Raw genomic sequence first — 23198 nt, 5'->3', positions numbered from 1 at the left:
CCTGTGCCTAGCCTGCGGCCAGGTACCGGGCTTCGAGTTCGAGGATGGTGTCCAGCCCGCACCGCTCGATCACCGGGAGCACGTCGCGGGCGGTATCGAGGTCGGACGACGACACGGCCGTCTCGAACTCCGCGGTCATGGCGGAGAGCCGTGCGGCACCGACCATGGTGGACGAGTTGCGGAGGCTCAGGGCGGCGTCGAGGGCAGCCGGCAGGTCGCGGTTGCCGATCGAGCTCATGAGGCGGAGGTAACGATCCTCGAACCCGGTGATGTAGTCACGGGCGAAGGCCCGGGCGGGCCGGGCGTCGTTCAGCTGCTGCTCGAGGTGGGAGAGGACGTCCAGGTCCAACAGCGGCAGGCTCTTCGGGGCACTATTCGAATGCACTCCCTCAGGCTACGGCCGGTATCTGACCATTTGCCCATAAGTGGACCGATGCTGAGCGAGAAATGCGGAAGTGCTGACCCCGATAGCGATGCCGAGAACCTTATTCATTGACCGGCGAACGTGTCGATGACATTGAGTACGGCAGGGCCGAGGATCACGATGAACAGCACCGGGAAGATGAACAGCAGCAGCGGGAACAATACTGCGACGGGCAGCTTCATCGCCTTCTCCTCGGCACGTTGGCGACGCTTCACTCGCATGACTTTCGCCTGCGTCCGCAGCACCCCCGACAGGGCGATCCCATACGCGTCGGCCTGGACGATGGCCTTCACGAAGCTCCGCAGTTCCGGGATGGTGCTGCGGTCTGCCATGGCCAGGTATGCCTCACGTCTGCTCCGGCCCACCTGCATGTCCTGGAGTGTCCGAACGAGCTCCTCGGCCAGGGGGCCCTTGCCGGTTTCGCCGGCCCGCTGCATCGCACTCTCGAAGCCGAGCCCCGCCTCGACGGAGATCAGCATCTGGTCGAGGGTGTTGGCCAGTTCCAGAGCCATGGCCTTCTGGCGCTCCTGGCCCTTGCTGTAGAGCAGGAGATCAGGAACGAAGTAGCCGAGGACCGTGATGAAGATCGAGAGCAGCACGAAGAGCTTGCTCGGGTTGGACTCGACCAGCAGCAGCCCGGCCAGACCGCCGACGAGGCCGAGGAGAGGTTTGGCTGTGAGGACCTTCGCCAGCGGCATCGCGGCCGGGCGGCCAGCAAGCGAAAGCAAACGGTCAAGCTTCGCTATGTAAGCCTGCGGCGTGAGGCGCTTCCCGAGCCGCAGCAGGGGCTTGGGACGATCGGCGGTAGCGCCGGCCGGGCCCCTGCCCTGGGTGAGGTTGTTCTGCACGGTGCGGCGCATCTTGGTGTCCGAGGTAAGCAGGGACCAGGTGAAATAGGCGATGGGCGCCGACGTCAGCAGGAGCGACATAAGCAGGATGAGGTCCATGGGTCGATCTCCTTCAGAACTTCAGGTCGATGATCTTGCGCAGCCAGAGCCCGCCGATCGTCATCATGACGGCGGCGCCCCCGAGCATGACCCACCCCAGTGGTTTGGTGAACAGGGGATCGACGTACCCGGGGCTGATGACGGTCAGGATCAGCGCGATGCCGAAGGGCAGGGCAGCGAGGATATAGGCGGAGAACTTGCCCTCTGCCGCGAGGGCCCGGATATGGCCCTTGATCTCGGTACGTTCGCGGATCGTGTGCCCCACCTGGTCGAGCACGTCGGCGAGGTCGCCACCGACCTCCCGGTTGATCTGGATGGCCTGGGCGATCCACGCGAAATCCTCGTTCTTCATGCGTTCCGACGTATCCATGAGGGAGGCCAGGAGATCCTTGCCCAGACTCGTCTCGGCGACGATCCTGCGCATCTCCTCGGAGGTCGGGCTGTCGGCCTCGGTTGCCGCCGCATCGATGGCACGGAGGATGCTGTGGCCGGCCCGGAGACCGCCGGTGAGCAGCTGCAGGGTATCGCCGAGCTGGACATCGAAGCGCCGCCGCCGTCGTCCTGTCAGGAAGGACATCACCAGATGCGCTGCTACGGGGGACAGCAGGAGCAGCAGGATACCGATGATGGGCGCCAGCAACACCCAACCGAGCAGGAGCCCGGTGACACCGGCGAGGATCATGAGCAGATACACCTCCGCCTGACTGATCCTCACGCCGGCAGTTTCGAGCACCGCCTGATTGAGGAAGCGCATCGGGTGGCGGTGCAGGAACGCGTCCATCGCCCGCCCTGCTGCTCCGGCGAAACGCGAGAGGTGCGAATCGGACTCGTCCACAGGCGGGCGTCGACGATCGAGTGGTACGGGTGACTGCGAGGGTCTGAAGGCGATCAGGGTGAGCACGATGGAACCGATGACGAGAGCAAGCCCGGCGACGAGCAGGACGGTCATCCGGCTACCGCCCGCGCGGGGGGAGCGAGCCGAAGACCGCGGGCGATACGGTGATGCCCATGTCCTCGAACCGTTCCATGAAGCGGGGCCGGATACCCGTGGGTACGGGTTTGCCGAGGAATCGGCCCTTGTGGTCGACGCCGGCCGAGTAGTCGAAGACGAACGCGTCCTGGAGTGTCACGACGTCGCCCTCCATGCCCTGCACCTCCGTGACATGCGTGATGCGACGGGAGCCATCGCGGAGGCGGGAGATCTGGACCACGAGGTTCACCGCGGACGCGAGCTGTTCACGGATGGCCCGGAGCGGCAGGTCCATGCCGGCCATGAGGACGAGCGTCTCGAGGCGGGCGACGGCATCGCGGGGTGAGTTCGCATGCACGGTGGACAGGGAGCCGTCGTGGCCGGTGTTCATGGCCTGGAGCATGTCCAGGGACTCACCGCCGCGCACCTCGCCGATGACGATGCGGTCGGGTCGCATACGGAGGGAGTTGCGGACGAGGTCCCGGATGGTCACCGCTCCCTTGCCCTCGGTATTGGGCGGGCGGCTCTCGAGGCGTACCACGTGCTGTTGCTGGATCTGCAGTTCGACGGCGTCCTCGATCGTGACGATTCGCTCGTTGTCGGGAAGGAACGAGGAGAGCACGTTGAGCAGGGTGGTCTTCCCGGTGCCCGTACCGCCCGAGACGATGATGTTCAGCTTCGCCTTCACGCAGGCGTCGAGTAGTTCTGCCATCTCCGGTGTGAGCGTGCCGAAGTCGATGAGGTTCTGGACGGTCAGCGGCACCTTGCTGAATTTTCGAATGGTCAGCGAGGAACCGTTGACGGCAAGAGGTGGGATGACGGCGTTGACGCGCGAGCCGTCTTCCAGCCGGGCATCGACGAAGGGGGAGGACTCGTCGATGCGCCGGCCGACCTTCGACACGATGCGCTCGATCACGCGGCGCAGGTGCTCCTCGGAGCTGAACCGGGAGTCGCTCAGTCTCAGCTTGCCCTGCTGCTCCACGTAGATCTGGTCCATCCGATTCACCATGATCTCGGTGACGGAAGGGTCGTCGAGGAGCCGCTGCAGTGGGCCGAATCCGAGGACGTCGTCGGCCACGTCCTGGATCAGGCGGCGTCGTTCATCGCGGCTGAGCGGCACCTGTTCGGCGTCGATGATCTGGCTGAGTTCCTCACGGGCGACGGCCTTGAGGTCGTCCTCGGAGATGGAGGTGTCGCTGGCACGGACCCCCATGCGCTCGAAGAGGGCGGAGGCTGCGCGCTGCTTGAGGCCGGCGAACACGTCCACTTTCGCGGACCCGGGCTTGTCCGGTGCTTCGCGGACGACGGCGGGGGCGAGGGGCGCTGGGCGAGGTGCTTCCGGTGGGTTCTCTGCGGAAGACGGTTTCGCCGGGGCCGGCGCGGCCGGAAGGGTCGCCGCCTGGATGCGTGCGGAGAGCTTCATCGGACCACCACGCGGCGGTGCAGCTTCCGCTGCGACTTCGCGCGCCAGTCATGATCGAACCGTTGTACGAGTTCGGTGAGGCTCTTCGTGGCAGGGTCGCGCACCTTGTCCTGGAGGAGCGGGACGCCGCGGTTCGTCGCCAGGGTGATGGCACGGGAACGGGGGATGGACACGTCGACGGGCGCGCCCAGGGTTGCTTCGATGTCCTCGACCGAGAGGCCGGTCTTGGTGTCCGCGAAGTTCAGGACGACGTGACGGGTCTCCGGTGTGAGGTTGAGCTGGTTCAGCACATCGAGCCCCGTCCGCAGGCCGCGGACGCTGGGTACGTCCATGCCGGTCACCCAGACGGCATCCGTGCACTGCTCGAGGGCGGCGAGGCTGGGTTCCGTGAGCCCGGGGCCGGTGTCGACGACGACGTAGCGGAACTCCTGGGCGAGCTGCTGAATCAGGCGGGTCACCTGTTCGGAGGAGACCCGGTCGGCATCGGCAGGGTTGCGGGGGCCGCACAGGGCATAGATGCCGGACGGGTGCGCGGTGAGGAAGGCCTTGAGGACCATGGAGTCCTGGGTGGCGGCTCCGGAGACGGCGTCGAGCACCGAGTACTCCGGGTTCAGGTAGAGCCCGGTAGCCACATCGCCGAACTGGAGGTCCAGATCCACGATGACGACGCTCATCGGTGCGACCTTACCCAGGCCGACCGCGAGATTCGTGGCGATGGTGGTCTTGCCGACGCCGCCCTTGGGAGAGAAGACGCCGATCACGAGTCCGCTCTGCTGCTCGTGGGGCAGCTCATGACCCGAGCGGTGGCGTGTTGCGAACGCCTGGCAGGCGCGTTCGAGTTGTGCGCGGATGCTGGCGACGTCGGCCAGTGGGGTGAGGATGTCCCGGACCCCTGCACGCATGGCCTGCAGGGCGATCTCGGGGTGGTCCTCGTGCACCAGCACCACGCTCACCTCGGGGAATTTCACGTCCACGATGATGGCGAGGCGGAGCGCGTCCTCGATGGCGATCCCGGGGCCGAAGATCAGGACCTCCGGGCGTTCCAGAACCAGCTGGTCGAGGATGGCGTCCGAGTCATCCGCGAGGGTACTCGCTGGCAGGCTCTTGACGTGGCCCTGCAGGCCGCCGGCAACGGCGAGGCGTACTTTGTGCTCGAAGTCCGAGCTCGGGGTGATCAGGACGAATCTGCTCATCGGTACAGTTCCTTGTTCTCGATGACGGGGGAGTCGCCCTCGATCGTGGCGTCCGTTTCCTTGCTGAGCCACAACGTCGCGTTCTGGTTGGCGTGCACGATCTTCGTCGCCTGGGTGGTGTCTACGGCGACGGTGATCATGAGCGAACCGCTCGGCAGCGCCTCGGCTTCGGCGCGGGCTTGCTCCTCGGGATCGACTGCGGGGTCAGCGGCGACAGCGGTCGGCGCGCGCTGTACGGAGGTCACGAGGACCTTGTGGAGAGCGAGCTTCGTCGTAGGGACATCCGCAGCCTCCTCGAGGCCGCCCGACTCCAGGGAGATGAACATGCCCACGGTGTCGCCCGGGGCGATCTTGCCGCCGACTGCGCGGTCCGGCTCGATGGTGAAGGACACCTCCTGCAGACCCTCGGGTACATCGACACTGCTGGCGGCCGAAGCATCAGCGGGGTCGATGAGCCGTTCGGTGAGCAACTGTTCACCCGGCATCAGTTCCACCGCCGTGACCTTGCCGCCGGAGGCTTCGAGGTCCTTGAGTGCCGATGCGCCCACGGCAGTCGCCGGAAGGCTTTCGGTCTTCAGGAAGGGCATGAGTTCCTCGGTGGGTGTGCCGGCGGGGATCACGGTGGCCACGACGAGCACGTCGACCGGGTCGAGGCCCTCGACCGCGCGAGCTTCGGCGCCCTGCGCGTAGGCGTACAGCATCATCGCTCCGACGAGGGCGAGAACGACGGCGGCGACGCCGGCCAGGAGGCGGGATTTCATGGGGATACTTTCCTAGCGATCACTTAGAGCACGGGCCGGACGATGGTGACTCCGCCGCTGGTGACGGGTCCCAGCGTGTAACCGTCGGCAAGGGAGACATAGTTGATGAATTTTCCGATGATGCCGCGGCAGTTCCCGTTGCAGTTCCTGGTGACCGATCCGTCGGTCACGGAGGGGTTGAACGTCATCGGAAGATGGTTGTTACCGGAGAAAGCCCACCCCTTCACGTCATAGGCCGCGAAGTAGACCAGGTGGTACTGGGTTCCGGCCCCGGTGCCGGTCACCCGGTCGAACACCGGGAGGAGGACCGTGACGGGCCTGCCGGCGTCGATGTCCGCTGCCCAGCCGTTGAGGATGGTGTCGCAGTTGCTCGGTCCGTCGCTGCCGGTGTCGCCACCACCCAACTGCACCGCGATATCGACGAAGGCGCCGCACTGGCCGGACGACTGGGTGAGCCAGCCGAATCCGCCGGGTACCACGGCGCCGGAGGGGCCGTAGTTGCAATCCGGATTCGCGTTGTCGCCGTGTGCCTGGAGGAGTTGCAACGATCCACCGACCTGGCCCTGCACCTGGCAGATGGAGAAGGCCAACGGGAAAGGCGCGGTGCCCTTCGTCGGGCTGCCCCAGATCGCGCTGGAGGTCGCCGTCACCTCGCTCGAACTGATGCCGAGCACGTTGGCGAAGAGGAGGGACAGCCGATTGGGTGTGCCTCCGGTTTGGAGTGCTCCCGCTGTCACGGAGACTTTGCGTCCCGGCTTGTCCAGGACAATTTGCTTGATGTTGCTTTTCTGATCAAGTGCGTTTTGGTTTGCGAGGCTCGACGCGAGGCTTGAGTTCGTCTCGCACAGAGAATCGGCCGGGTTTGCGGCGCACTTTTGGGCTACAGCATAGGCCGCAGCATCCGCACCGTTCTGCAGTTGTGCGCGCTCGGAGGCGATCATGCCGATGTCGATGGCGAGCGCGGCAAAGCCGAGGAGAACCACCATGAGGAGAGCGACGAGGACGCTGACGGCGCCTTCTTCGTGACTTGCATCTCTGGGATTCTTGCTGCATCTCATCCCCCGCACAGCATGACCGCCCTGCCGGTCATCGAGAACGGCCCGGCAATGTTCGTCAGGGTACTCAGGGAGTACGTGATCGTCACTGTGGCAGTACTTCCTGCGGGGCACCGGTCCCCGGATGTTGCTCCGGGGACCGCTATGGCAACGTTAGAGGCGGTCAAAGCTGGACGCAGCGTCGAGGCTGCTGCGACAGCGGAGTTCTTCGCCTGCAGTTCATCCTTCGAGATCGCCATGACCCGAACGCTTTCTCGACCTGCGCTGGTTAGTGTCACCTGAGCGCCGAACGCGCGTCCAAATTCCATGATGCCCAGGAGGAGAAGGATGAGGACCGGCAGAAGTAGCGCCATTTCTACAGCCGCCGCTCCTCTTTCCGCGTTCGTGCTCACGTTGCTCCTGGCCATGGATTGTGACGGACGTGATGGTGGCAGTCAGAGGCGGCCGCCACCATCACGGGAACTCGATCTAGGCGCAGGTGCCGGTTGTCGCTGGAGCAACCGCTGCAGTGTAGGTCTTTCCATTGACGCTGCACTGAGCCTTTGAGAAGGTTTCCTTCAGACCCCCACCAAGCAGCGTGACCGCAGCGATGATGACGACTGCAATGAGGGCGACCATGATGCCGTACTCGACGGCGGTGGCGCCGTCTTCCTTGCGCACCAGGCGGGGGAGGATGTGCATGCGGGTGTTCGACACGAGGAACATGTTGGGACTCCTGAGGGGGACTTCGAGCGGCTGACCCAGCGCCAGCACTGCCAGAAAATTAGCAACCGCGGAACACGCAGGACCGGATCTGCCCTGATCCTGCTCCAACGCTCGCAGAACTGCACAGACCCTGAGCAGAACCTGCGCTTCCACTACCCTCGGAGGTCTCTATTGGCCCGAGTGAGCGCTTCCAAGTCGGCCCGGTGGAGCGCCACCGTAACTCCTGGGCTCGGGTGCATCCGGCGGGCTGGGACCGTGCAGGAAACATGCCCGGCAGCTCCTGCGGCCGCAAGGTCCACGGGACTGTTGCAGCCAGCCCGCTAGCACCGCCGGCCCATTTTGACCCGCGCCAGTGCGGCACGGTACTCTTGGTAGTCGTTGTGCGTATCCCAGCTCGATACGTCTGCGTCCTTCGGAGCGGTTCAGTTGCAGAACCACCTGGCCCGGGGGCGGAGCCGAGTGTTGCGGGATAACTGGTCGTATTTCAGCCCTCACCTGAAGTTCCGGTAGCGCATAAATAAGCTGAGCCCGCGGGTACGGATGCTTCCGGAACCAAGGGCGACACCGAAATAGAAACGAAGGCCATAACCGTGCGTACGTACACCCCGAAGCCAGGCGACATCACCCGTCAGTGGCACGTAATCGATGCAACCGACGTCGTCCTGGGTCGCCTTGCCAGCCAGACCGCAATCCTGCTCCGCGGAAAGCACAAGCCGACCTTCGCCCCCCACATGGACATGGGCGATTTCGTCATCATCATCAACGCCGAGAAGGTTGCCCTGACCGGCTCCAAGCTCGAGCAGAAGCGCGCCTACCGCCACTCGGGCTACCCGGGCGGCCTGAAGTCGACCAGCTACGTCGAACTCCTGGACAAGAACCCGGAGCGCGCAGTCGAGAAGGCCATCCGTGGCATGCTCCCCAAGAACTCACTCGCCGCTCAGCAGATCGGCAAGCTGAAGGTCTACCGTGGCGCCGAGCACCCCCACGCGGCGCAGCAGCCCAAGACATACGAAATCACCCAGGTCGCCCAGTAGTCCTGACCACCAGTACTAAGAAATCACTTCAAGGAGAACCGTGGCTCAGAACACTGAAGAGCTGAATGAACCGACTGAGGAGCTCACGAGCTACACCTCAGAGTCCACCGAAGGCAGCGAGACCGCCGTCAAGGAGCGCCCTGCGCTGACCGTAGGCGGCGGAGCCGTCGGACGCCGCAAGGAAGCTGTCGCCCGCGTGCGCCTCGTCCCCGGCACCGGCAAGTGGATCGTCAACGGGCGCGAGCTCGCCGACTACTTCCCGAACAAGCTGCACCAGCAGGAAGTCAACGACCCCTTCAAGCTCCTCGAGCTCGACGGCGCCTACGACGTCATCGCCCGCATCCACGGTGGTGGACCCTCCGGCCAGGCCGGTGCCCTCCGCCTCGGTGTCGCGCGCACGCTGAACGAGATCGACCGCGAAAACAACCGCCCCGCCCTCAAGAAGGCAGGCTTCCTGACCCGTGACGCCCGCGTCATCGAGCGCAAGAAGGCCGGTCTCAAGAAGGCACGCAAGGCGCCTCAGTACTCCAAGCGCTAGATCCTGCCTACCCCGGGAGAAATCGCCGGCGCGATTTCTCCCGGGGCCCCTCGGCCGGATTCGGCACTTGGCTCCACGCTCCCTTGCGTAGGGTCGGGTCCAGATCTCCTTCGGGGAAGGACACGCGCAGATGCCCGTCCGGACTTTCCGGACGGGCATCTTGCTTTAACCTGTTGGGGACCCGCCTGGGCGGCCCTCGGTACTTCACTTAGGATGATCAACGATGAGTAAACTATTCGGCACCGATGGCGTGCGCGGTCTGGCCAACGGCCTGATCACGGCGGAACTGTCCCTGCAGCTGGCCCAGGCCGCCGCCGTCGTCCTCGGTCACAACGCCGTCGACGGCGGACGCCGTCCCACCGCTGTGATCGCCCGCGACCCCCGCATCAGCGGCGAGTTCATCGCCGCCGCGGTCGAGGCCGGCCTCGCGAGTTCCGGTGTGGACGTGTACGACGCCGGGGTGCTGCCCACGCCGGCCGCGGCCTTCCTCGTCGCCGACCTGGACGCCGACTTCGGCGTCATGATCTCCGCCTCCCACAACCCTGCGCCCGACAACGGCATCAAGTTCCTCGCCCGGGGCGGCAACAAGCTCAGCGATGCGCTCGAGGACGCCATCGAGGAGGAGATGGCCAGTCCCAAGCGCCGCCCGGTCGCCGGCGACGTGGGCCGCATCCAGCGCTTCGCCGACGCCGAGGACCGCTACGTGGTCCACCTGCTCAAGACACTGCCCAACCGGCTCGAAGGTCTCAAGGTCGTCATCGACTGCGCCCACGGTGCTGCGAGCGGCTGCTCACCCGAGGTCTTCCGGAACGCCGGTGCGGATATCGTCGTCATCGGCGCCGACCCCGACGGCGTGAACATCAACGACGGTTACGGCTCCACCCACCTCGGGAAACTGCAGGACGCCGTCCTCGAGCACGGCGCGGACCTCGGCATCGCCCACGACGGCGATGCCGACCGCTGCCTCGCCGTGGACCACGAAGGCACGGTGGTCGACGGCGACCAGATCATGGCCGTGATGGCCCTCGCCATGAGGGACGCCGGGAAGCTCAAGGAGGACACGCTCGTGGCCACCGTGATGAGCAACCTCGGACTGAAGATCGCGCTCCGCGATGCCGGCATCACCATCAAGGAGACAGCGGTCGGGGACCGCTACGTCCTCGAAGGGATGCGCGACGGCGACTACAGCCTCGGGGGCGAGCAGTCCGGCCACGTCATCTTCGCCGACCACGCGACAACGGGCGACGGCGTCCTCACGGGCCTGCAGATCGCCGCACGCATGAACGGGACGGGCAAGAGCCTCAAGGAACTGGCGTCCGTCATGACGAGGCTTCCCCAGGTGCTCATCAATGTCCGCGGGGTGGACCGCACTGCGGCCAACTCCGACGAGGGCGTGCAGGATGCCGTGCGCGAGGCCGAGGCCTCACTGGGCGAGACCGGTCGCGTGCTGCTGCGTCCGTCCGGTACCGAGCCGGTGGTGCGGGTGATGGTCGAGGCGACCGACATCGGGACCGCCCAGCGCATCGCCGAGGAACTCGCCGCGACGGTCCAGGAACGCCTGTCCCTCGAGCCGGCCGTCTGACGGGTAGGTGACTCACCCCCCGACCCGGTCCAGGAACGCACGGGATCTTTCCTTCCAGGGTGCGCCCCGCCCGGCTACGGTGCCCGCATGAACACCAGCATCCCGGACGACACCGAGGACCTCCACAAGGCGACCCTGCTCCTGTACCTTCGGCGACGGCGGGAGGACCTCGTCGGGAAGCTCGAAGGGCTGGGCGAGTACGACATCCGCCGCCCGCTCGTGCCCTCCGGCACCAACCTGCTCGGACTCGTCAAGCACGTGGCGTCCGTCCAGCTCGACTACTTCGGGGAGGTCTTCGGGCGTCCGAGCGGACGGCTGCTGCCCTGGCTCGCCGACGACGCCGAGCCGGAGGCGGACATGTGGGCGACGCCCGAGGAGTCCCGCGATGCCATCCTCGACCTCCATGCCTTCTCGGCCGCCCACAGCGACTCGACCATCGGGGCGCTGCCGCTCGACGCGCCCGGTGCGGTGCCGTGGTGGCCCGAGGAACGGCGCTCCGTCACGCTGCACCAGATCCTCGTCCACATGGTCTCGGAGACCGCCCAGCACGCGGGGCACGCCGACATCCTGCGCGAGCTCATCGACGGATCGATCGGGCGTGGACCGGGTGACCCCAACCTCGGTGCGCTCACCGCCGAGGGACGCACCGCCCACGCGCGACGCGTCGACGCCGCCGCCCGTGCGGCGTCGGGCGGGGAGGGCTGAGACGACGCCCGTGGCGAGTGGCTACGGGCCAGGGGCCCGGACCGCCCCGTCGACCGCCGTCAGTCCACGCGGGCGATGCCGCCGCGTACGCACGACGAGACCTGCGCCCGGCACGGCCTGTCGCAGCCGGCAACGGCGTACGAGGACCCGTCCAGCAGGCGCGCGACGGCGTCGTCGTACCGGGACAGCGCGATCTCCGCGATCACCGGGCTCGGCAGCAGCGGGGCGCTCACGACGTCGGCGCCGGCCTTCGCCAACTGGTCGTGGAAGTAGCCCGGGGCCAGCAGGTAGGACGCCACCGCGACCGGTAGCTGCCCCGACGTCCGCTGGGTCGTGACGGCGTCGGGGACGGAAGGGGCGGCCTTCGAGCCGAAACCTGCCCGCACCCGGCCGGTCCGGAGCTCCGCGAGGACCGCCTGCACCTCGGCGACGTCCTCCGCGGCACAGGCGTCGGAGGAGCCCGCCGCTGCGAGCACCACGGGGTCCGCGTCGGACACCCCCGACTCGGTGAGCCGCTGCTGGAGCACCCGGGCGAGCCGCGCGTCCGGGCCCAGCGGGAGGGCCGATACCGTTCCGGGCCTGCTCGCCGCAGCCCGGGCGATGTCCACCTTCACGTGGTACCCGACGGAGAGCAGCAGCGGCACGATGACGGCGGGACGGCCCGGCGGAAGGGAAGCGACCACGTCCACGAGGTCCGGCTGCTGCACGTCCACGTAGGCCTCGCGGACCTCCACCCCCGGACGGAGCGCCTGGATCCCCGCACGCACGGCGTCGATCTCCTGCCGACCCTGCGCGTTGTCGGTGCCGTGGGAGCAGGCGATGAGGACGGGTGGGCCGTCGGGTGCCCGGTCAGCGGTCATGCCAGCCATTGAAACACCGTCCACGGTTCAGGCGGCAACGTCGACCTCGACAACGCCGTCGACGCACCGCACCGGATAGGCGCGGAGACCCTCGCCTCCCGAGAGGCATGCCCCGCTCACCAGGTCGTAGACCTCCTTGTGGAGGGGCGAGGCGATGGTGGGTGCCGTCCCCCGCGATCCGACGATCCCCCGCGCCATGACGGCTGCGCGTGTCCGCGGATCGATGTTGCCGACGGCGTGCACCTGGCCGCCGGGCAACCGGAACAGGGCGATCTGCTCCTGGCCCACCAGCGCCGCCTCACCCCAGCACTCCTCGAGGTCGTCGAGACGGCAGACGGCGACCCAGGTGGTGTTCGAGGGGGCAGGACGCTGCAGGATGAGCTCGGTCATGGCGTTCTCCTCGGTGGCTGATGCGTTCCTGCAACGCTAGGCCGCCGACGTGTCATCGAGGTCCCGGCGCTGTTGCGCCGCGGTAACGACCGCCTCACGGTGGAGGCCCCGGCCCGTGAGCCCGAAGTTAACCTTGCGACACATCGGCGACACATGCGGGAAATTGCCTCTTCGTACCGTGGAGGGAGAACAGCGGGAGCGCCCCGGTCCGGACGGAAGGCACCACATGAGCGAGACCCGATCACCCCGGCACGCCGAGGCCGGTGCCGCGCCACGGGAACGGCGCATCGTCGTCGTCGGCGGCGGCCCTGCCGCCCACCGATTCGTCGAGGCGCTCTGGCGGCGCGGTACCGACGGACTGCACATCACGGTCCTGACCGAGGAGCCCCATGCACCGTACGATCGCGTGGCGCTGAGCAGCGCGCTGACCGGTGACGTGGACCTCGGACTCGGGGAGCCGCTCATGTGGCGGGAGCCGGCGATCCGACTCGTCACGGGGGAGCGGGCCGTCCGCCTCGACCTCGCCGCACGGTGCGTCGAGGGCGCATCGGGCGGGAAGTACGCCTACGACGACGTCGTGCTGGCGACGGGATCGGACGCCGTGCGCCTGCCCCTGCCGGGTGGCGAGCATGCCGCCGTCTACCGGACCCTCGACGACGTGCAGTGGCTGCGCTCCGAGGCGGCCCGGCTTGCGGCAGGCCTCGGCAGGGAACCCCGCGCCGTCGTCATCGGCGGCGGGCTCCTCGGCCTCGAGGCCGCCGGCGGGCTCCAGCAGCTCGGCGCCACGTCCACCGTGGTGAACCGCGCCGGCTGGCTCATGAACGCGCAGCTCGACCAGGGCGGCGGCCAGGCGCTCGGCAGGCTCATCAGCGCCAAGGGACTGGGGATCCACTGCGGAGGATCGCCCGTCGCCATCGAGACGGACGACGCCGGCAGCGTCACCGGTGTGGCCCTGAGCGACGGCGCCGTCCTCCCGGCCGACCTCGTGGTGTTCGCCGTCGGGATCCGGCCCCGGGACGAGCTCGCCCGGGATGCAGGGCTCGAGGTGGCACCCCGCGGCGGCGTGGTGATCAGCGCGGCCTGCGAGACGGCGATGCCCGGTGTGTGGGCGATCGGGGAGGTGGCGAGCTACGAGGGCGTCAGCATGGGCCTGGTGGCTCCGGCGAACGCCATGGCGGAGGTCTGCGCCGACGGCATCCTCGGGGGGCTCTCCACCTTCCCCGGCTTCGACACCGCCACCAAGCTCAAGCTCTCGGGCGTCGAGGTCGCGAGCTTCGGGGACGCGCTCGCGGAGACCGACGGCAGCCTCGAGATCGTCTACGCCGACCCCGCCAGGGGGCTGTACCAGAAGCTCGTCGTCACCGACGACGCCAAGACGCTCCTCGGCGGCATCTTCGTGGGCGACGCCGCGCCGTACTCCGCGCTGCGACCGCTGCTGGGGCGTGAACTGCCCGCTGAGCCCGGCGCCTACCTCTCCTCCGCCGCGGGAGGCGAGGCCCCGCCGTCCGATTTGCCCGACGACGTCATCCTCTGCTCCTGCAACAACGTGACTGCAGGCGCCTGCCGGTCCGCAGTCCACGGACTCGGCGCGGACGGATCAGCCGCGGAGCCGGCGCTCGACATGCCGTCCCTCAAGGCGTGCTCGCGTGCCGGGACGCAGTGCGGCTCCTGCGTCCCGATGCTCAAGAAGCTGCTCGACAGCGAACTCACGAAGGCCGGACGCACCGTCCCGAAGGGTATCTGCGAGCACTTCGCGATGTCGCGGCCCGAACTGTTCGAAGCCATCCAGGCCCTCGACCTCGCGTCCTTCCAGGAGGTGCTCCGCCGTTTCGGGGCATCGGAGGAGGCGAAGGCCGGCCACGGCTGCGACATCTGCAAGCCGGCCATCGGGTCCATCCTCGCCACCCAGCGCGGCGAGTACGTGCTCGACGGCGGGAGGGGGACCCTCCAGGACACCAACGACCGCGCGCTCGCGAACATGCAGCGCAACGGCACCTACTCCGTGGTGCCCCGCATCCCGGGCGGCGAGATCACACCGCAGAAGCTCGCGGTCATCGCGCAGGTCGCCGAGCAGTTCGGCCTGTACGTGAAGCTGACCGGCGCGCTCCGAATCGACCTCTTCGGGGCGCGGCTGGAGCAGTTGCCGGAGATCTGGAAGATCCTCGTCGAGGCAGGGTTCGAGTCCGGCCAGGCCTACGGCAAGGCCCTGCGGAACGTGAAGTCCTGCGTCGGCTCGACCTGGTGCCGGTTCGGCGTGCAGGACTCCGTGGCCATGGCGATCGACCTGGAGCTGCGGTACCGCGGGCTGCGGGCCCCGCACAAGTTCAAGATGGGCGTGTCGGGATGTGCCCGCGAGTGCGCGGAGGCCCGGAGCAAGGACGTCGGCGTGATCGCCACCGACCAGGGCTGGAACCTCTACGTCGGCGGGAACGGCGGCTTCCAGCCGGCTCATGCCCAGCTCCTCGCCCAGGACCTCGACGGCGAGACCCTGATCCGGTACATCGACCGCTACCTCATGTACTACATCCGCACCGCCGACCGGATGCAGCGGACCGCGCGCTGGATGGACGACCTCGACGGCGGCCTCGACCACGTGCGCGACGTCGTCGTCGGCGATTCCCTCGGGATCGCCGCGGACCTCGAGGCAGCGATGGCCCGCCACGTCGAGCACTACGAGGACGAGTGGGCTGCCACCCTGAAGGACCCCGACAGGCTCCGCCGCTTCCGGTCCTTCGTCAACGCCCCGGATGCCGCCGACCAGTCGATCGTCCTCGTCGAGGAGCGCGGCCAGCGCCGCCCCGCGACGCCGGAGGAGATCGACGCCGGAGCCGCGCGCGTGGGTCTGGGAGCAGTGATCCCCGTCCGCGTCCCGACGGGACCGGCAACCGGAAACCTGGAGGGCTGAGGCGTGCACCTCGACATCGACCTGACCGGACGCCGCGTGGTGGTCCTCGGGACCGCGGGCGCGGCACGGCGGATCGTCGCCCGGTACCGCGCCTCCGGAGCCGACGTCGACCGCTTCGACACGGCCGCGTCCGCCCTCTGCGCGCTCGACGGCGCCACCCTCGTCGTCAGGGTGGAGGGCGCGGGCACGCCACCGTCCGGCTTCGGGCCCCCGCTGCTCGACGGACGCCACGGAGTCGGAGGACCCGGAGGGTCCGAGGATGCCGACGGGGTTCCCCGCCACGACGGGGACGGACCCGGGTGCGGGGACGACGACGATGTCCTGCGGCAGCGGTGCCGGGAGGCCGGCGCGCTCCTGACGCGGGAGCCGGCCGCATCCGACACCGGGCACGTGAGCCTTGTCGGCGGTGGCCCGGGCGCCCGGGGACTCCTCACCCTCGACGCTGCGGCCGCGCTGAGGGAGGCCGACGTCGTCCTCTACGACCGGCTCGGGCCCACGGAGTCGCTGGCCGAGATCGCACCGTCGGCTGAGCTCGTCGACGTCGGGAAGCTGCCCGGCCACCACCGCGTACCCCAGGCCGGCATCAACGCCCTCCTGGTGGAGCACGCCCTCGCAGGACGGCACGTCGTGCGGCTGAAGGGCGGAGACCCCTTCGTGTTCGGACGCGGCAGCGAGGAGCTCGCCGCCTGCCTCGAGGCGCGGGTGCCCTGCACCGTACTGCCGGGGATCAGCTCGTCGATCGCCGTGCCGGCGGCGGCGGGCATCCCCGTTACCCACCGCGGCGTCAGCCACCTCTTCACCGTGGTCTCCGGACACGCGCCGCTGACCGACGAGGAGCATCTGCACCTCGCCAGCCTCGGCGGGACCATCGTGGTCCTCATGGGCGTCTCGACGCTGCCGCAGCTCGTCGCCGGTCTCGGCCGGGCGGGGATGCGGCCGGACATGCCGGTCGCCGTCGTCGAGCGCGGGTACAGCACCTCGCAGCGGACGACGTCGGGGACGCTGTCCACGATCGTCACGGCGGCGGGCGCGGCACGCTGCCAGTCACCCGCCGTCCTGGTCATCGGCGAGGTGGTGCGCGTGGGCCTCGAGCTGCAGGGCAGTGCCGCGCACCTCGCGCGGCTCACCGAGTCGCTGGCATCATGACCGAGGCCATCCGCTCCGACGGACCCGGGGGCCAGCTGGCCGGATTCCGCATCGGCGTGACGTCGGACCGCCGGTCCGGCGACCTGATCGACGCGCTCGAGCGGCGGGGCGCGTCCGTCTTCCACGCACCGGCGCTGAAGATCGCGCCGATCGCGGAGGACGTGGCGCTCCTCGCGGACACGGCCGCCGTGGTGTCGGCGCGCCCTGACCTCTTCATCATCACGACCGCGTACGGGATGCGCCGCTGGTTCGAGGCCGCCGACGCCGCAGGACTGGGCGACGACCTCCTCGACGTCCTCGGGAGCGGCCGGATCTACGTCCGCGGTCCGAAGGCCAGGGGAGCGGTGCGTGCGGCAGGGCTGGACGACGCCGGCATCAGCTCCGACGAGACGACGGCGACCCTCGTGGACCAGCTGCTGCAGGAGGACCTCGCGGGCCTGACGATCGGCGTCCAGCTGCACGCCTACGCCGACGAGCACCAGCTCGAACGGCTCCGGGACGCGGGCGCCACGCTGCTCACCGTCACGCCCTACCGGTGGATCAAGCCGGAGGGCTCCGAACGCCTGCCCCGGCTCATCGAGGCCGTGTGCACCGGGCAGCTCGACTGCGTCACCTTCACGAGCGCGCCGGCGGTCGACGCCATGTTCAGCACCGCGGCCGAGCAGGGCATGCAGGAGGACCTGGTGCACAGGTTCCGGCACGGCGTCCTCGCCGCCGCCGTCGGCCCTGTGACGGCGCAGCCGCTGCTCGACGCCGGCATCACGCCGATCGTCCCCGAGCGGTTCCGCATGGGCGCGCTCATCCGGCTCGTCTGCGACCACCTCGCGGAGCACCACGTGGAGCATCTCCGCACGCGCTCCGGGCAGGTCGAGGTGCGAGGACGGTCCGTGCGGGTGGACGACGCCCGGGTGGACCTCGCGCCCGCGCAGCTGGTGCTCTTCAAGGCCCTGCTGTCGGCGCGCGGCGCTGTCCTGAGCCGGGAGGCCCTGACGAACCTCCTCACCCCCACCGGTGCGGGCCACGCCCTCGACATGAGCGTCAACCGCCTGCGGAAGTCACTGCCCGACCCGGCCCTGATCGAGACGGTCGTCAAGCGGGGGTACCGGCTGAACGTCTGACGCGCGCAGCACCCGGCTCCTGCGCATCGAGCCCCGGGGGGTCCTGCAGGGTGACGCAGGCGCCGACGCAGCAGGCGTGCCCGTCCACGGAGTCCTCCGGTTGGCGCACGGGCTCTCGAGCGGTCGCCGCGTCCTGACGCGATCGCTGCAGCGCACGGGTCCTCGAGCCGGCACCGGCGTCACGATGTCACGCCGGCTGCGCCCGGGCTGCCGGATCGGCACCGGCGTCACGATGCGACCGCTGCGGCGAAGTGCTGTTCGATGACGGCCCGGATGCCGTCGTGGCACCCGCCGCAGCCGGTGCCGGCCCGGGTGACGGCGGAGACGTCCTGCACGGAGGTGCAGCCGGCCGCCACGGAGTCCTGGACCGTGCCGCGGGTGACCCCCGCACACCGGCAGAGGGTGGCGGCGGGTCCGGGAGGCGATGCGGTCAGCAGCCCCTCGGCGCTGTCGAGCCGCAGCAGGCTGGAGCGGTCCGCCGGGAGTTCGCTGCCCCGCTCGAACAGGAGGATCAGTTCGGCACCCGTGCGCGGCATCCCGACGCAGACGAGGCCGGTCAGGACCCCGTCGCGGGTAACCATCTTCGCGTAGCGTCCGTGACCCGGGTCGGCCCACTCGGCCACCGCGAGTCCGGGCTCCACCGTCCAGGGATCGGCGTCCGTCTCACCGGCGACCACGGCGTCGACGCCCCGGGCCTTCAGCACGACGACGGGGTCGCGCCGCACGCCGGGTCCCGGGTCGGGTGCGGATCGGAATCCGGTCAGGGGCACGCCCCCGTCGCCCGACAGGTCCGCCACGAAGGCCGCCCCGACGTCGTCCGCCTGCTGCCAGCCCGGGCCGATGAGGCCCTGGGGTGCGGTGGCGCCCGCGCAGGCCCTGCAGGAGCTGCGGAGGCAGCACACCTCCGCGCAGTCGCCGATCGCCCAGATGTCCTCCATGCCGACCGCGCGCAGCGTGTGGTCCACGAGGATGCCGTCCGCGACCGCCAGGTCACAGCCCTCGGCGAGCTCGGTGCGCGGACGCACGCCGCAGGCGAGCACGAGCGCCCCGCCGTCGACCCGGACGCCGCCCTCCAGCCGGACACCCGCGAAGTGCCCGTGCTCCAGCTCGATCCCCGTGGACGTCCCGGCCACCACGGTGATGCCGGCCTGCCGCAGCGCCGTCGCCAGTACCCGGGCACCGTCCCCGAGGAGCCGCTCCATGGGGGACCGGCCGTGATGCACGAGGGTCACGCGCCCGCCCTCCTCCGCCGCCGCGAGGGCTGCCTCGATGCCGAGGATGCCGCCGCCCAGCACCACGATCCGCTGCTGCGCCGCGAGCGCGGCGGCCACGGTCCGGGCATCGGAGAGGTCGCGGAGGAAGCTGACGCCCGGCGGCAGCAGGTGCGCGTCGTCGGACCCGGCCGGCCCCTCCAGCCCCGTGAGCCGCGGACGGACGGGCCGTGACCCTGTCGCGAGGACCAGCCGGTCGTAGTCGACCGCCTCGCCGTCGGTCAGCAGCACGCGCCGGAAGGGCCGGTCGATCCGGTCGACGCGAGCGCCGAGGCGCACGTCGATGCCCGTCGCCCGGAGGGTGTCCGTGTCCGCGAGCCCGATGGCGGCCTCGCTGGTGCGGCCGACGGCGACATCGGCGACGAGCACCCGGTTGTAGGCGGCGTCGGGCTCCTGTCCGAGAACGGTCAGGGCGACCCGACCCGCGGCGACGAGGGGCTCGAGGTGTTCGACGAGGCGCGCCGCGACGGGCCCGAAGCCCACGACGACGACGCGGGACGGGACGAGGGGCTCGGACGGATTCAAGCGACGACCTCCAGTCGGGCGGCGTGCAGGGGATCGGCGGAGTCCAGGCGCGTCACGCCGACGGGTGTCGTCTTGAACTCCGGCATGCCCGACACCGGGTCGGTGGCGCTGCCCGTCAGACGGTTCGCGGAGCCGGCGTCCGCGAAGTGGAAGGCCAGGAAGACCGTGTCCTGGCGGATGTCGGGGGTCAGGTCCGCCAGCGCCCGGGCCTCGCCCTGGGCACTCGTCACGACCACGGGGTCGCCCTGCGCGATGCCGAGGTCGTGCGCGGTGGACGGGTGGAGCTGGAGCCGTGCGGCCGGCTGCGCCGCGAGCAGCGCCGGGACGCGGCGGGTCTGGGTGCCCGACTGGTAGTGCTCGAGGAGCCGGCCCGTGGCCAGGAGCAGCGGGGCGGGCGTGCGGGCCGCCGCGGTGCCGGCCCGCGGGGAGACGGGAACCAGGACGGCGCGCCCGCCGGGGTGGGCGAAGGCGCCGAGGAACAGGCGCGGCGTCCCCGTGGAGCCCGCCGGGTACGGCCAGTACGCGGGGTCGGCGCCGTCGAGCACCCCGTAGTCGAGTCCCGAGTAGTCGGCGAGGCCGCCGGCGCTGGCGCGGGCGAGTTCGTCGAACATGGTGGACGGGTCCTCGCTGAACAGGGAGGGCGCCTCGAGCAGACGGGCGAGCTCCTGCATGATCCACAGCTCGCTGCGGGCACCGGGGGGCGGCCCGACGGCCGGGCGGCGGCGCAGGACCCTGCCCTCCAGGTTCGTCACCGTGCCCTCCTCCTCCGCCCACTGCAGGACCGGCAGGACCACATCGGCCAGCGCGGCGGTCTCCGACAGGAAGAAGTCGGACACGACGAGGAGGTCGAGGGAGCGCAGGCCGTCGACGACCGTCGCGGCGTCGGGCGCGGAGACCGCGACGTTCGCACCGTGCACGAAGAGGCAGTGCGTGCCGCCGGGCTTGCCGAGCGAGGCGAGGAGTTCGACGGCGGGCAGGCCGGGCCCGGGGATCGCCTCCTCCGGGACGCCCCAGACCCCGGCGACGTGGGCCCGCGCCGCCGGGTCGGTGATCTTCCGGTAGCCGGGCAGCTGGTCCGCCTTCTGCCCGTGCTCCCGGCCGCCCTGCCCGTTGCCCTGGCCCGTCAGGGTCCCGTAGCCGCTGTGCGCGGTGCCCGGCAGCCCGAGGAGCAGCGCGAGGTTGACCGCGGCCGTCGTGGTGTCGGTGCCGTCCGCGTGCTGCTCGATCCCCCGTCCGGTCAGGATGTAGGCACCGTGGCCGCCCTCCGCACCACGTCGGGCACCGGCGGCGAGGAGCCTCGCCACGGCGCGGAGGGAGGCGGCGGGGACACCCGTGATGCCCTGCACCCGTTCCGGCCACCACCGTGCGAGGCCGCGCGTCACGTCGTCGTACCCGCTGGCCCGCGCCTCGAGGAAGCGGCGGTCCTCCAGTCCCTCGGCCACCACGACGTGGGCCAGGCCGAGAAGCAGGACGAGGTCGGTGCCGGGGGTGGGCTGGAGGTGGACGCCCCTGCCCTGGTCGGTGAGGCGGGCGGTCGCGGAACGCCGAGGGTCGACGACGACCAGGCCGCCCGCGGCCTGCGCCCCCCGCAGGTGCTGGACGAAGGGTGGCATGGTGTCCGCCGCGTTCGAGCCGAGGAGCAGGACCACGGAGGCGGCACCGAGGTCCTCGAGGGGGAAGGGGAGGCCGCGGTCCACGCCGAACGCCCGGTTGCCCGCGGCGGCCGCCGACGACATGCAGAAGCGTCCGTTGTAGTCGATGCGGGACGTGCGCAGCGCGAGGCGGGCGAACTTGCCGAGCGTGTAGGCCTTCTCGTTGGTGAGTCCGCCGCCCCCGAACACCGCGACGGCGTCCCGGCCGTGCCGGGCCTGGATGTCCCGGACACGATCGCCGATGAGCTGCAGGACTGTGTCCCACGGGGCTTCCCGCAGGACGCCGTCGGCGTCCCGGAGGAGCGGTGCGGTGAGGCGGTCGGGGTGGGCGAGCAGCTCCGCGGCGGACCAGCCCTTGCGGCACAGTCCGCCCCTGTTGGTCGGGAAGTCGCGCGCGTCGACGGAGGCGCCGCCGTCGTGCGTGCCTGCGGTGACGGTCATGGCGCACTGGAGGGCGCAGTAGGGGCAGTGCGTGTGCTGTCCGGTCCCGGCCTGCTGCATCGGTCAGACCTTGCCGAGGGTCGAGGAGCGGCGGAGGTAGAAGAACCAGGTGACGGCGAGCATCAGGACGTATCCGCCGACGAAGCCGTAGAACGCTCCCTCGTAGCTGCCCGAGGCGCCCTTCGAGGCGTTCAGGACCTGCGGGATGAGGAAGCCGCCGTAGGCGCCGACCGCCGAGATCAGCCCGAGGGCGGCGGCGGACTTGCGGGCGGTGCTCACCGATTCGCGGAGTTCGGATCCCGCTGCGGCTCCCCGCCGGGCGAAGATGACGGGGATCATGCGGTAGGTCGCTCCGTTGCCCGCACCCGCCGCCGCGAAGAGGACGAGGAAGAGGCCGAGGAAGAGCCAGAAGTTCGAGAGGGGGAGCGTCCAGACGACGGCCAGGGCGATCGCGGCCATGACCGCGAAGGCGCACACGGTGATCGCTGCTCCGCCGAACCGGTCCGCGAGGCGGCCGCCGAAGGGCCGGGCGAGGGATCCGACGAGGGGGCCGAGGAACGCGAGGGACAGCGTGGCGGGCCCCATGGCGATCGTCGAGAAGGCGGGGAAGGAATCGACGATCAGCTTCGGGAAGACCCCGGCGAACCCGATGAACGACCCGAAGGTACCGATGTAGAGCAGCGCCATGATCCACAGGTGCGGTTCCCGGACGGCCGCGAGCGACCCTGCGAGATCACTCCTGGCGCTGGAGAGGTTGTCCATGAACTTCCACGCACCGAAGGCGGCGGCGAGGATCAGGGGCACCCAGATCCAGCCGGCGAGGGGCAGGTCCAGTGTCGCGGCAGCGCCGAGGGCGACGACGATGGGCACCACCAGTTGCGCGACGGCGGCGCCGAGGTTGCCGCCGGCCGCGTTCAGTCCGAGCGCCCACCCCTTCTCCCGGGCGGGGAAGAAGAACGTGATGTTCGCCATCGAGCTCGCGAAGTTGCCGCCGCCGAAGCCAGCCAGCGCGGCGACGGCGAGCATCACCCCGAACGGGGTCTCGGGGTTCGAGACGCACAGTCCGAGACCGATGGTCGGGATCAGCAGGAGGAGGGCGGAGATGATGGTCCAGTTCCGGCCCCCCAGCCTCGGCACCATGAACGTGTAGGGGATGCGCAGCGTCGCGCCGACGAGCGACGGCATGGAGATCAGCCAGAAGATCTGCGAGGTGGTGAAGGTGAAGCCCGCCGCCGGCAGGTACACCACGACGATCGACCACAGCTGCCAGACCACGAATCCGAGGAACTCGCAGGCGATCGACCACTGCAGGTTGCGCCGGGCGATGGACTTGCCGCCACTGTTCCACTGGGTGGTGTCCTCGGCGTCCCAGTTGTCGATCCATCGGCCGGGGCGGTGGACCAGCGGGGGCGCGCTCGCGACAGGTGCGGGGGCCGCTGTCGCCAGTGCGGGAGATGCTGCTTCGTCGATGCTCACGGAAGTCCTCCAGGGGCTGGTGTGGCTGCTTCCCTCCGAGGCTAGTGAGCGCGCGTTTCCGTCCCCTGCGCGCTGCG

At 69.7% G+C, this 23198-nt stretch carries 21 protein-coding genes; 7 read left to right on the top strand and 14 right to left on the bottom strand.

Translation table 11 applies throughout. The annotated features are described in order from the left end of the window. Positions 1–7 precede the first annotated feature (7 nt). From CXQ97_RS02810 to CXQ97_RS02770, 9 genes are all read right to left on the bottom strand, one after another. On the bottom strand, positions 8–385 hold the full coding sequence (locus CXQ97_RS02810) for an Hpt domain-containing protein (RefSeq protein ID WP_146069556.1): 378 nt from the start codon (positions 383–385) through the stop codon (positions 8–10). A 104-nt stretch (positions 386–489) separates the two neighbouring features. Further along, positions 490–1371, bottom strand: coding sequence for a type II secretion system F family protein (locus CXQ97_RS02805; RefSeq protein ID WP_104179290.1), 882 nt, complete (start codon positions 1369–1371; stop codon positions 490–492). A gap of 13 nt (positions 1372–1384) precedes the next feature. Then, positions 1385–2320 carry a type II secretion system F family protein gene (locus tag CXQ97_RS02800; protein ID WP_104179289.1) on the bottom strand — a complete coding sequence of 312 codons (936 nt, stop codon included), beginning with the start codon at positions 2318–2320 and terminating at the stop codon, positions 1385–1387. 4 nt (positions 2321–2324) lie between these two features. Then, the gene (locus CXQ97_RS02795) at positions 2325–3764 is read right to left on the bottom strand and encodes a CpaF family protein (RefSeq protein ID WP_104179288.1); all 1440 of its coding nucleotides are present in this window, start codon (positions 3762–3764) and stop codon (positions 2325–2327) included. Next, entirely contained in the window at positions 3761–4957 is a 1197-nt protein-coding gene (locus CXQ97_RS02790) for an AAA family ATPase (protein ID WP_104179287.1), read from the bottom strand. Before CXQ97_RS02790 ends, CXQ97_RS02795 begins: the two co-directional genes overlap by 4 nt. Further along, complete coding sequence (gene cpaB / locus CXQ97_RS02785) at positions 4954–5718, bottom strand: Flp pilus assembly protein CpaB (RefSeq protein ID WP_104179286.1); 765 nt, start codon at positions 5716–5718, stop codon at positions 4954–4956. The genes CXQ97_RS02790 and cpaB overlap by 4 nt, the downstream gene beginning before the upstream one ends. Positions 5719–5741: 23 nt before the next feature. Then, a complete protein-coding gene (locus CXQ97_RS02780) occupies positions 5742–6776 on the bottom strand; it encodes a pilus assembly protein TadG-related protein (protein WP_104179285.1) in 1035 nt (344 codons plus the stop codon). Beyond that, positions 6773–7165, bottom strand: a complete 393-nt coding sequence (locus CXQ97_RS02775; protein WP_104179284.1) for a TadE/TadG family type IV pilus assembly protein — start codon at positions 7163–7165, stop codon at positions 6773–6775. Before CXQ97_RS02775 ends, CXQ97_RS02780 begins: the two co-directional genes overlap by 4 nt. 76 nt (positions 7166–7241) lie before the next feature. Beyond that, the gene (locus CXQ97_RS02770) at positions 7242–7478 is read right to left on the bottom strand and encodes a Flp family type IVb pilin (RefSeq protein WP_104179283.1); all 237 of its coding nucleotides are present in this window, start codon (positions 7476–7478) and stop codon (positions 7242–7244) included. 590 nt (positions 7479–8068) lie between these two features. On the opposite strand from CXQ97_RS02770, the gene rplM reads away from it, so the two are divergent. From rplM to CXQ97_RS02750, 4 genes are all read left to right on the top strand, one after another. Further along, the gene (gene rplM / locus CXQ97_RS02765; protein WP_104179282.1) at positions 8069–8512 is read left to right on the top strand and encodes a 50S ribosomal protein L13; all 444 of its coding nucleotides are present in this window, start codon (positions 8069–8071) and stop codon (positions 8510–8512) included. A gap of 40 nt (positions 8513–8552) precedes the next feature. Further along, positions 8553–9050, top strand: coding sequence for a 30S ribosomal protein S9 (gene rpsI, locus CXQ97_RS02760; protein WP_055768155.1), 498 nt, complete (start codon positions 8553–8555; stop codon positions 9048–9050). Between the two features lie 223 nt (positions 9051–9273). Further along, the gene (gene glmM, locus CXQ97_RS02755; protein WP_104179281.1) at positions 9274–10632 is read left to right on the top strand and encodes a phosphoglucosamine mutase; all 1359 of its coding nucleotides are present in this window, start codon (positions 9274–9276) and stop codon (positions 10630–10632) included. Between the two features lie 87 nt (positions 10633–10719). Beyond that, on the top strand, positions 10720–11337 hold the full coding sequence (locus CXQ97_RS02750; protein ID WP_104179280.1) for a DinB family protein: 618 nt from the start codon (positions 10720–10722) through the stop codon (positions 11335–11337). Between the two features lie 59 nt (positions 11338–11396). Here CXQ97_RS02750 and CXQ97_RS02745 read toward each other — a convergent pair whose 3' ends face one another. Together CXQ97_RS02745 and nirD are read right to left on the bottom strand one after the other, a co-directional pair. Continuing rightward, positions 11397–12206 (bottom strand): sirohydrochlorin chelatase, encoded by an 810-nt coding sequence (locus tag CXQ97_RS02745; RefSeq protein WP_104179279.1) that lies wholly within the window; start codon positions 12204–12206, stop codon positions 11397–11399. 18 nt (positions 12207–12224) lie between these two features. Further along, positions 12225–12587 carry a nitrite reductase small subunit NirD gene (gene nirD, locus CXQ97_RS02740; protein WP_104179278.1) on the bottom strand — a complete coding sequence of 121 codons (363 nt, stop codon included), beginning with the start codon at positions 12585–12587 and terminating at the stop codon, positions 12225–12227. Positions 12588–12813: 226 nt separating this feature from the next. On the opposite strand from nirD, the gene nirB reads away from it, so the two are divergent. The 3 genes from nirB to CXQ97_RS02725 are packed head-to-tail and all read left to right on the top strand — an operon-like array spanning position 12814 to position 17756. Beyond that, positions 12814–15492, top strand: coding sequence for a nitrite reductase large subunit NirB (gene nirB / locus CXQ97_RS02735; protein WP_104179277.1), 2679 nt, complete (start codon positions 12814–12816; stop codon positions 15490–15492). A gap of 3 nt (positions 15493–15495) precedes the next feature. After that, entirely contained in the window at positions 15496–16638 is a 1143-nt protein-coding gene (cobA, locus tag CXQ97_RS02730; protein ID WP_258062158.1) for a uroporphyrinogen-III C-methyltransferase, read from the top strand. Then, positions 16635–17756 carry a uroporphyrinogen-III synthase gene (locus tag CXQ97_RS02725; RefSeq protein ID WP_104179276.1) on the top strand — a complete coding sequence of 374 codons (1122 nt, stop codon included), beginning with the start codon at positions 16635–16637 and terminating at the stop codon, positions 17754–17756. Before cobA ends, CXQ97_RS02725 begins: the two co-directional genes overlap by 4 nt. A gap of 227 nt (positions 17757–17983) precedes the next feature. Here the strand turns inward: CXQ97_RS02725 and CXQ97_RS02720 are convergent, their stop codons facing one another. Genes CXQ97_RS02720 through CXQ97_RS02710 form a run of 3 tightly spaced genes read right to left on the bottom strand, consistent with a single transcriptional unit; the run spans position 17984 to position 23091 of the window. Beyond that, positions 17984–19552 carry an FAD-dependent oxidoreductase gene (locus tag CXQ97_RS02720; RefSeq protein ID WP_104179275.1) on the bottom strand — a complete coding sequence of 523 codons (1569 nt, stop codon included), beginning with the start codon at positions 19550–19552 and terminating at the stop codon, positions 17984–17986. Continuing rightward, a complete protein-coding gene (locus CXQ97_RS02715; protein ID WP_104179274.1) occupies positions 19549–21705 on the bottom strand; it encodes a molybdopterin oxidoreductase family protein in 2157 nt (718 codons plus the stop codon). The genes CXQ97_RS02720 and CXQ97_RS02715 overlap by 4 nt, the downstream gene beginning before the upstream one ends. Before the next feature lie 3 nt (positions 21706–21708). After that, positions 21709–23091, bottom strand: coding sequence for an MFS transporter (locus CXQ97_RS02710; RefSeq protein ID WP_258062187.1), 1383 nt, complete (start codon positions 23089–23091; stop codon positions 21709–21711). Positions 23092–23198 lie beyond the last annotated feature (107 nt).

Origin of the sequence: Arthrobacter sp. B0490 (assembly GCF_002929355.1) — a bacterium.
Lineage (GTDB): Bacteria > Actinomycetota > Actinomycetes > Actinomycetales > Micrococcaceae > Arthrobacter_D.
This window is presented reverse-complemented; position numbering and strand designations above follow the sequence as displayed.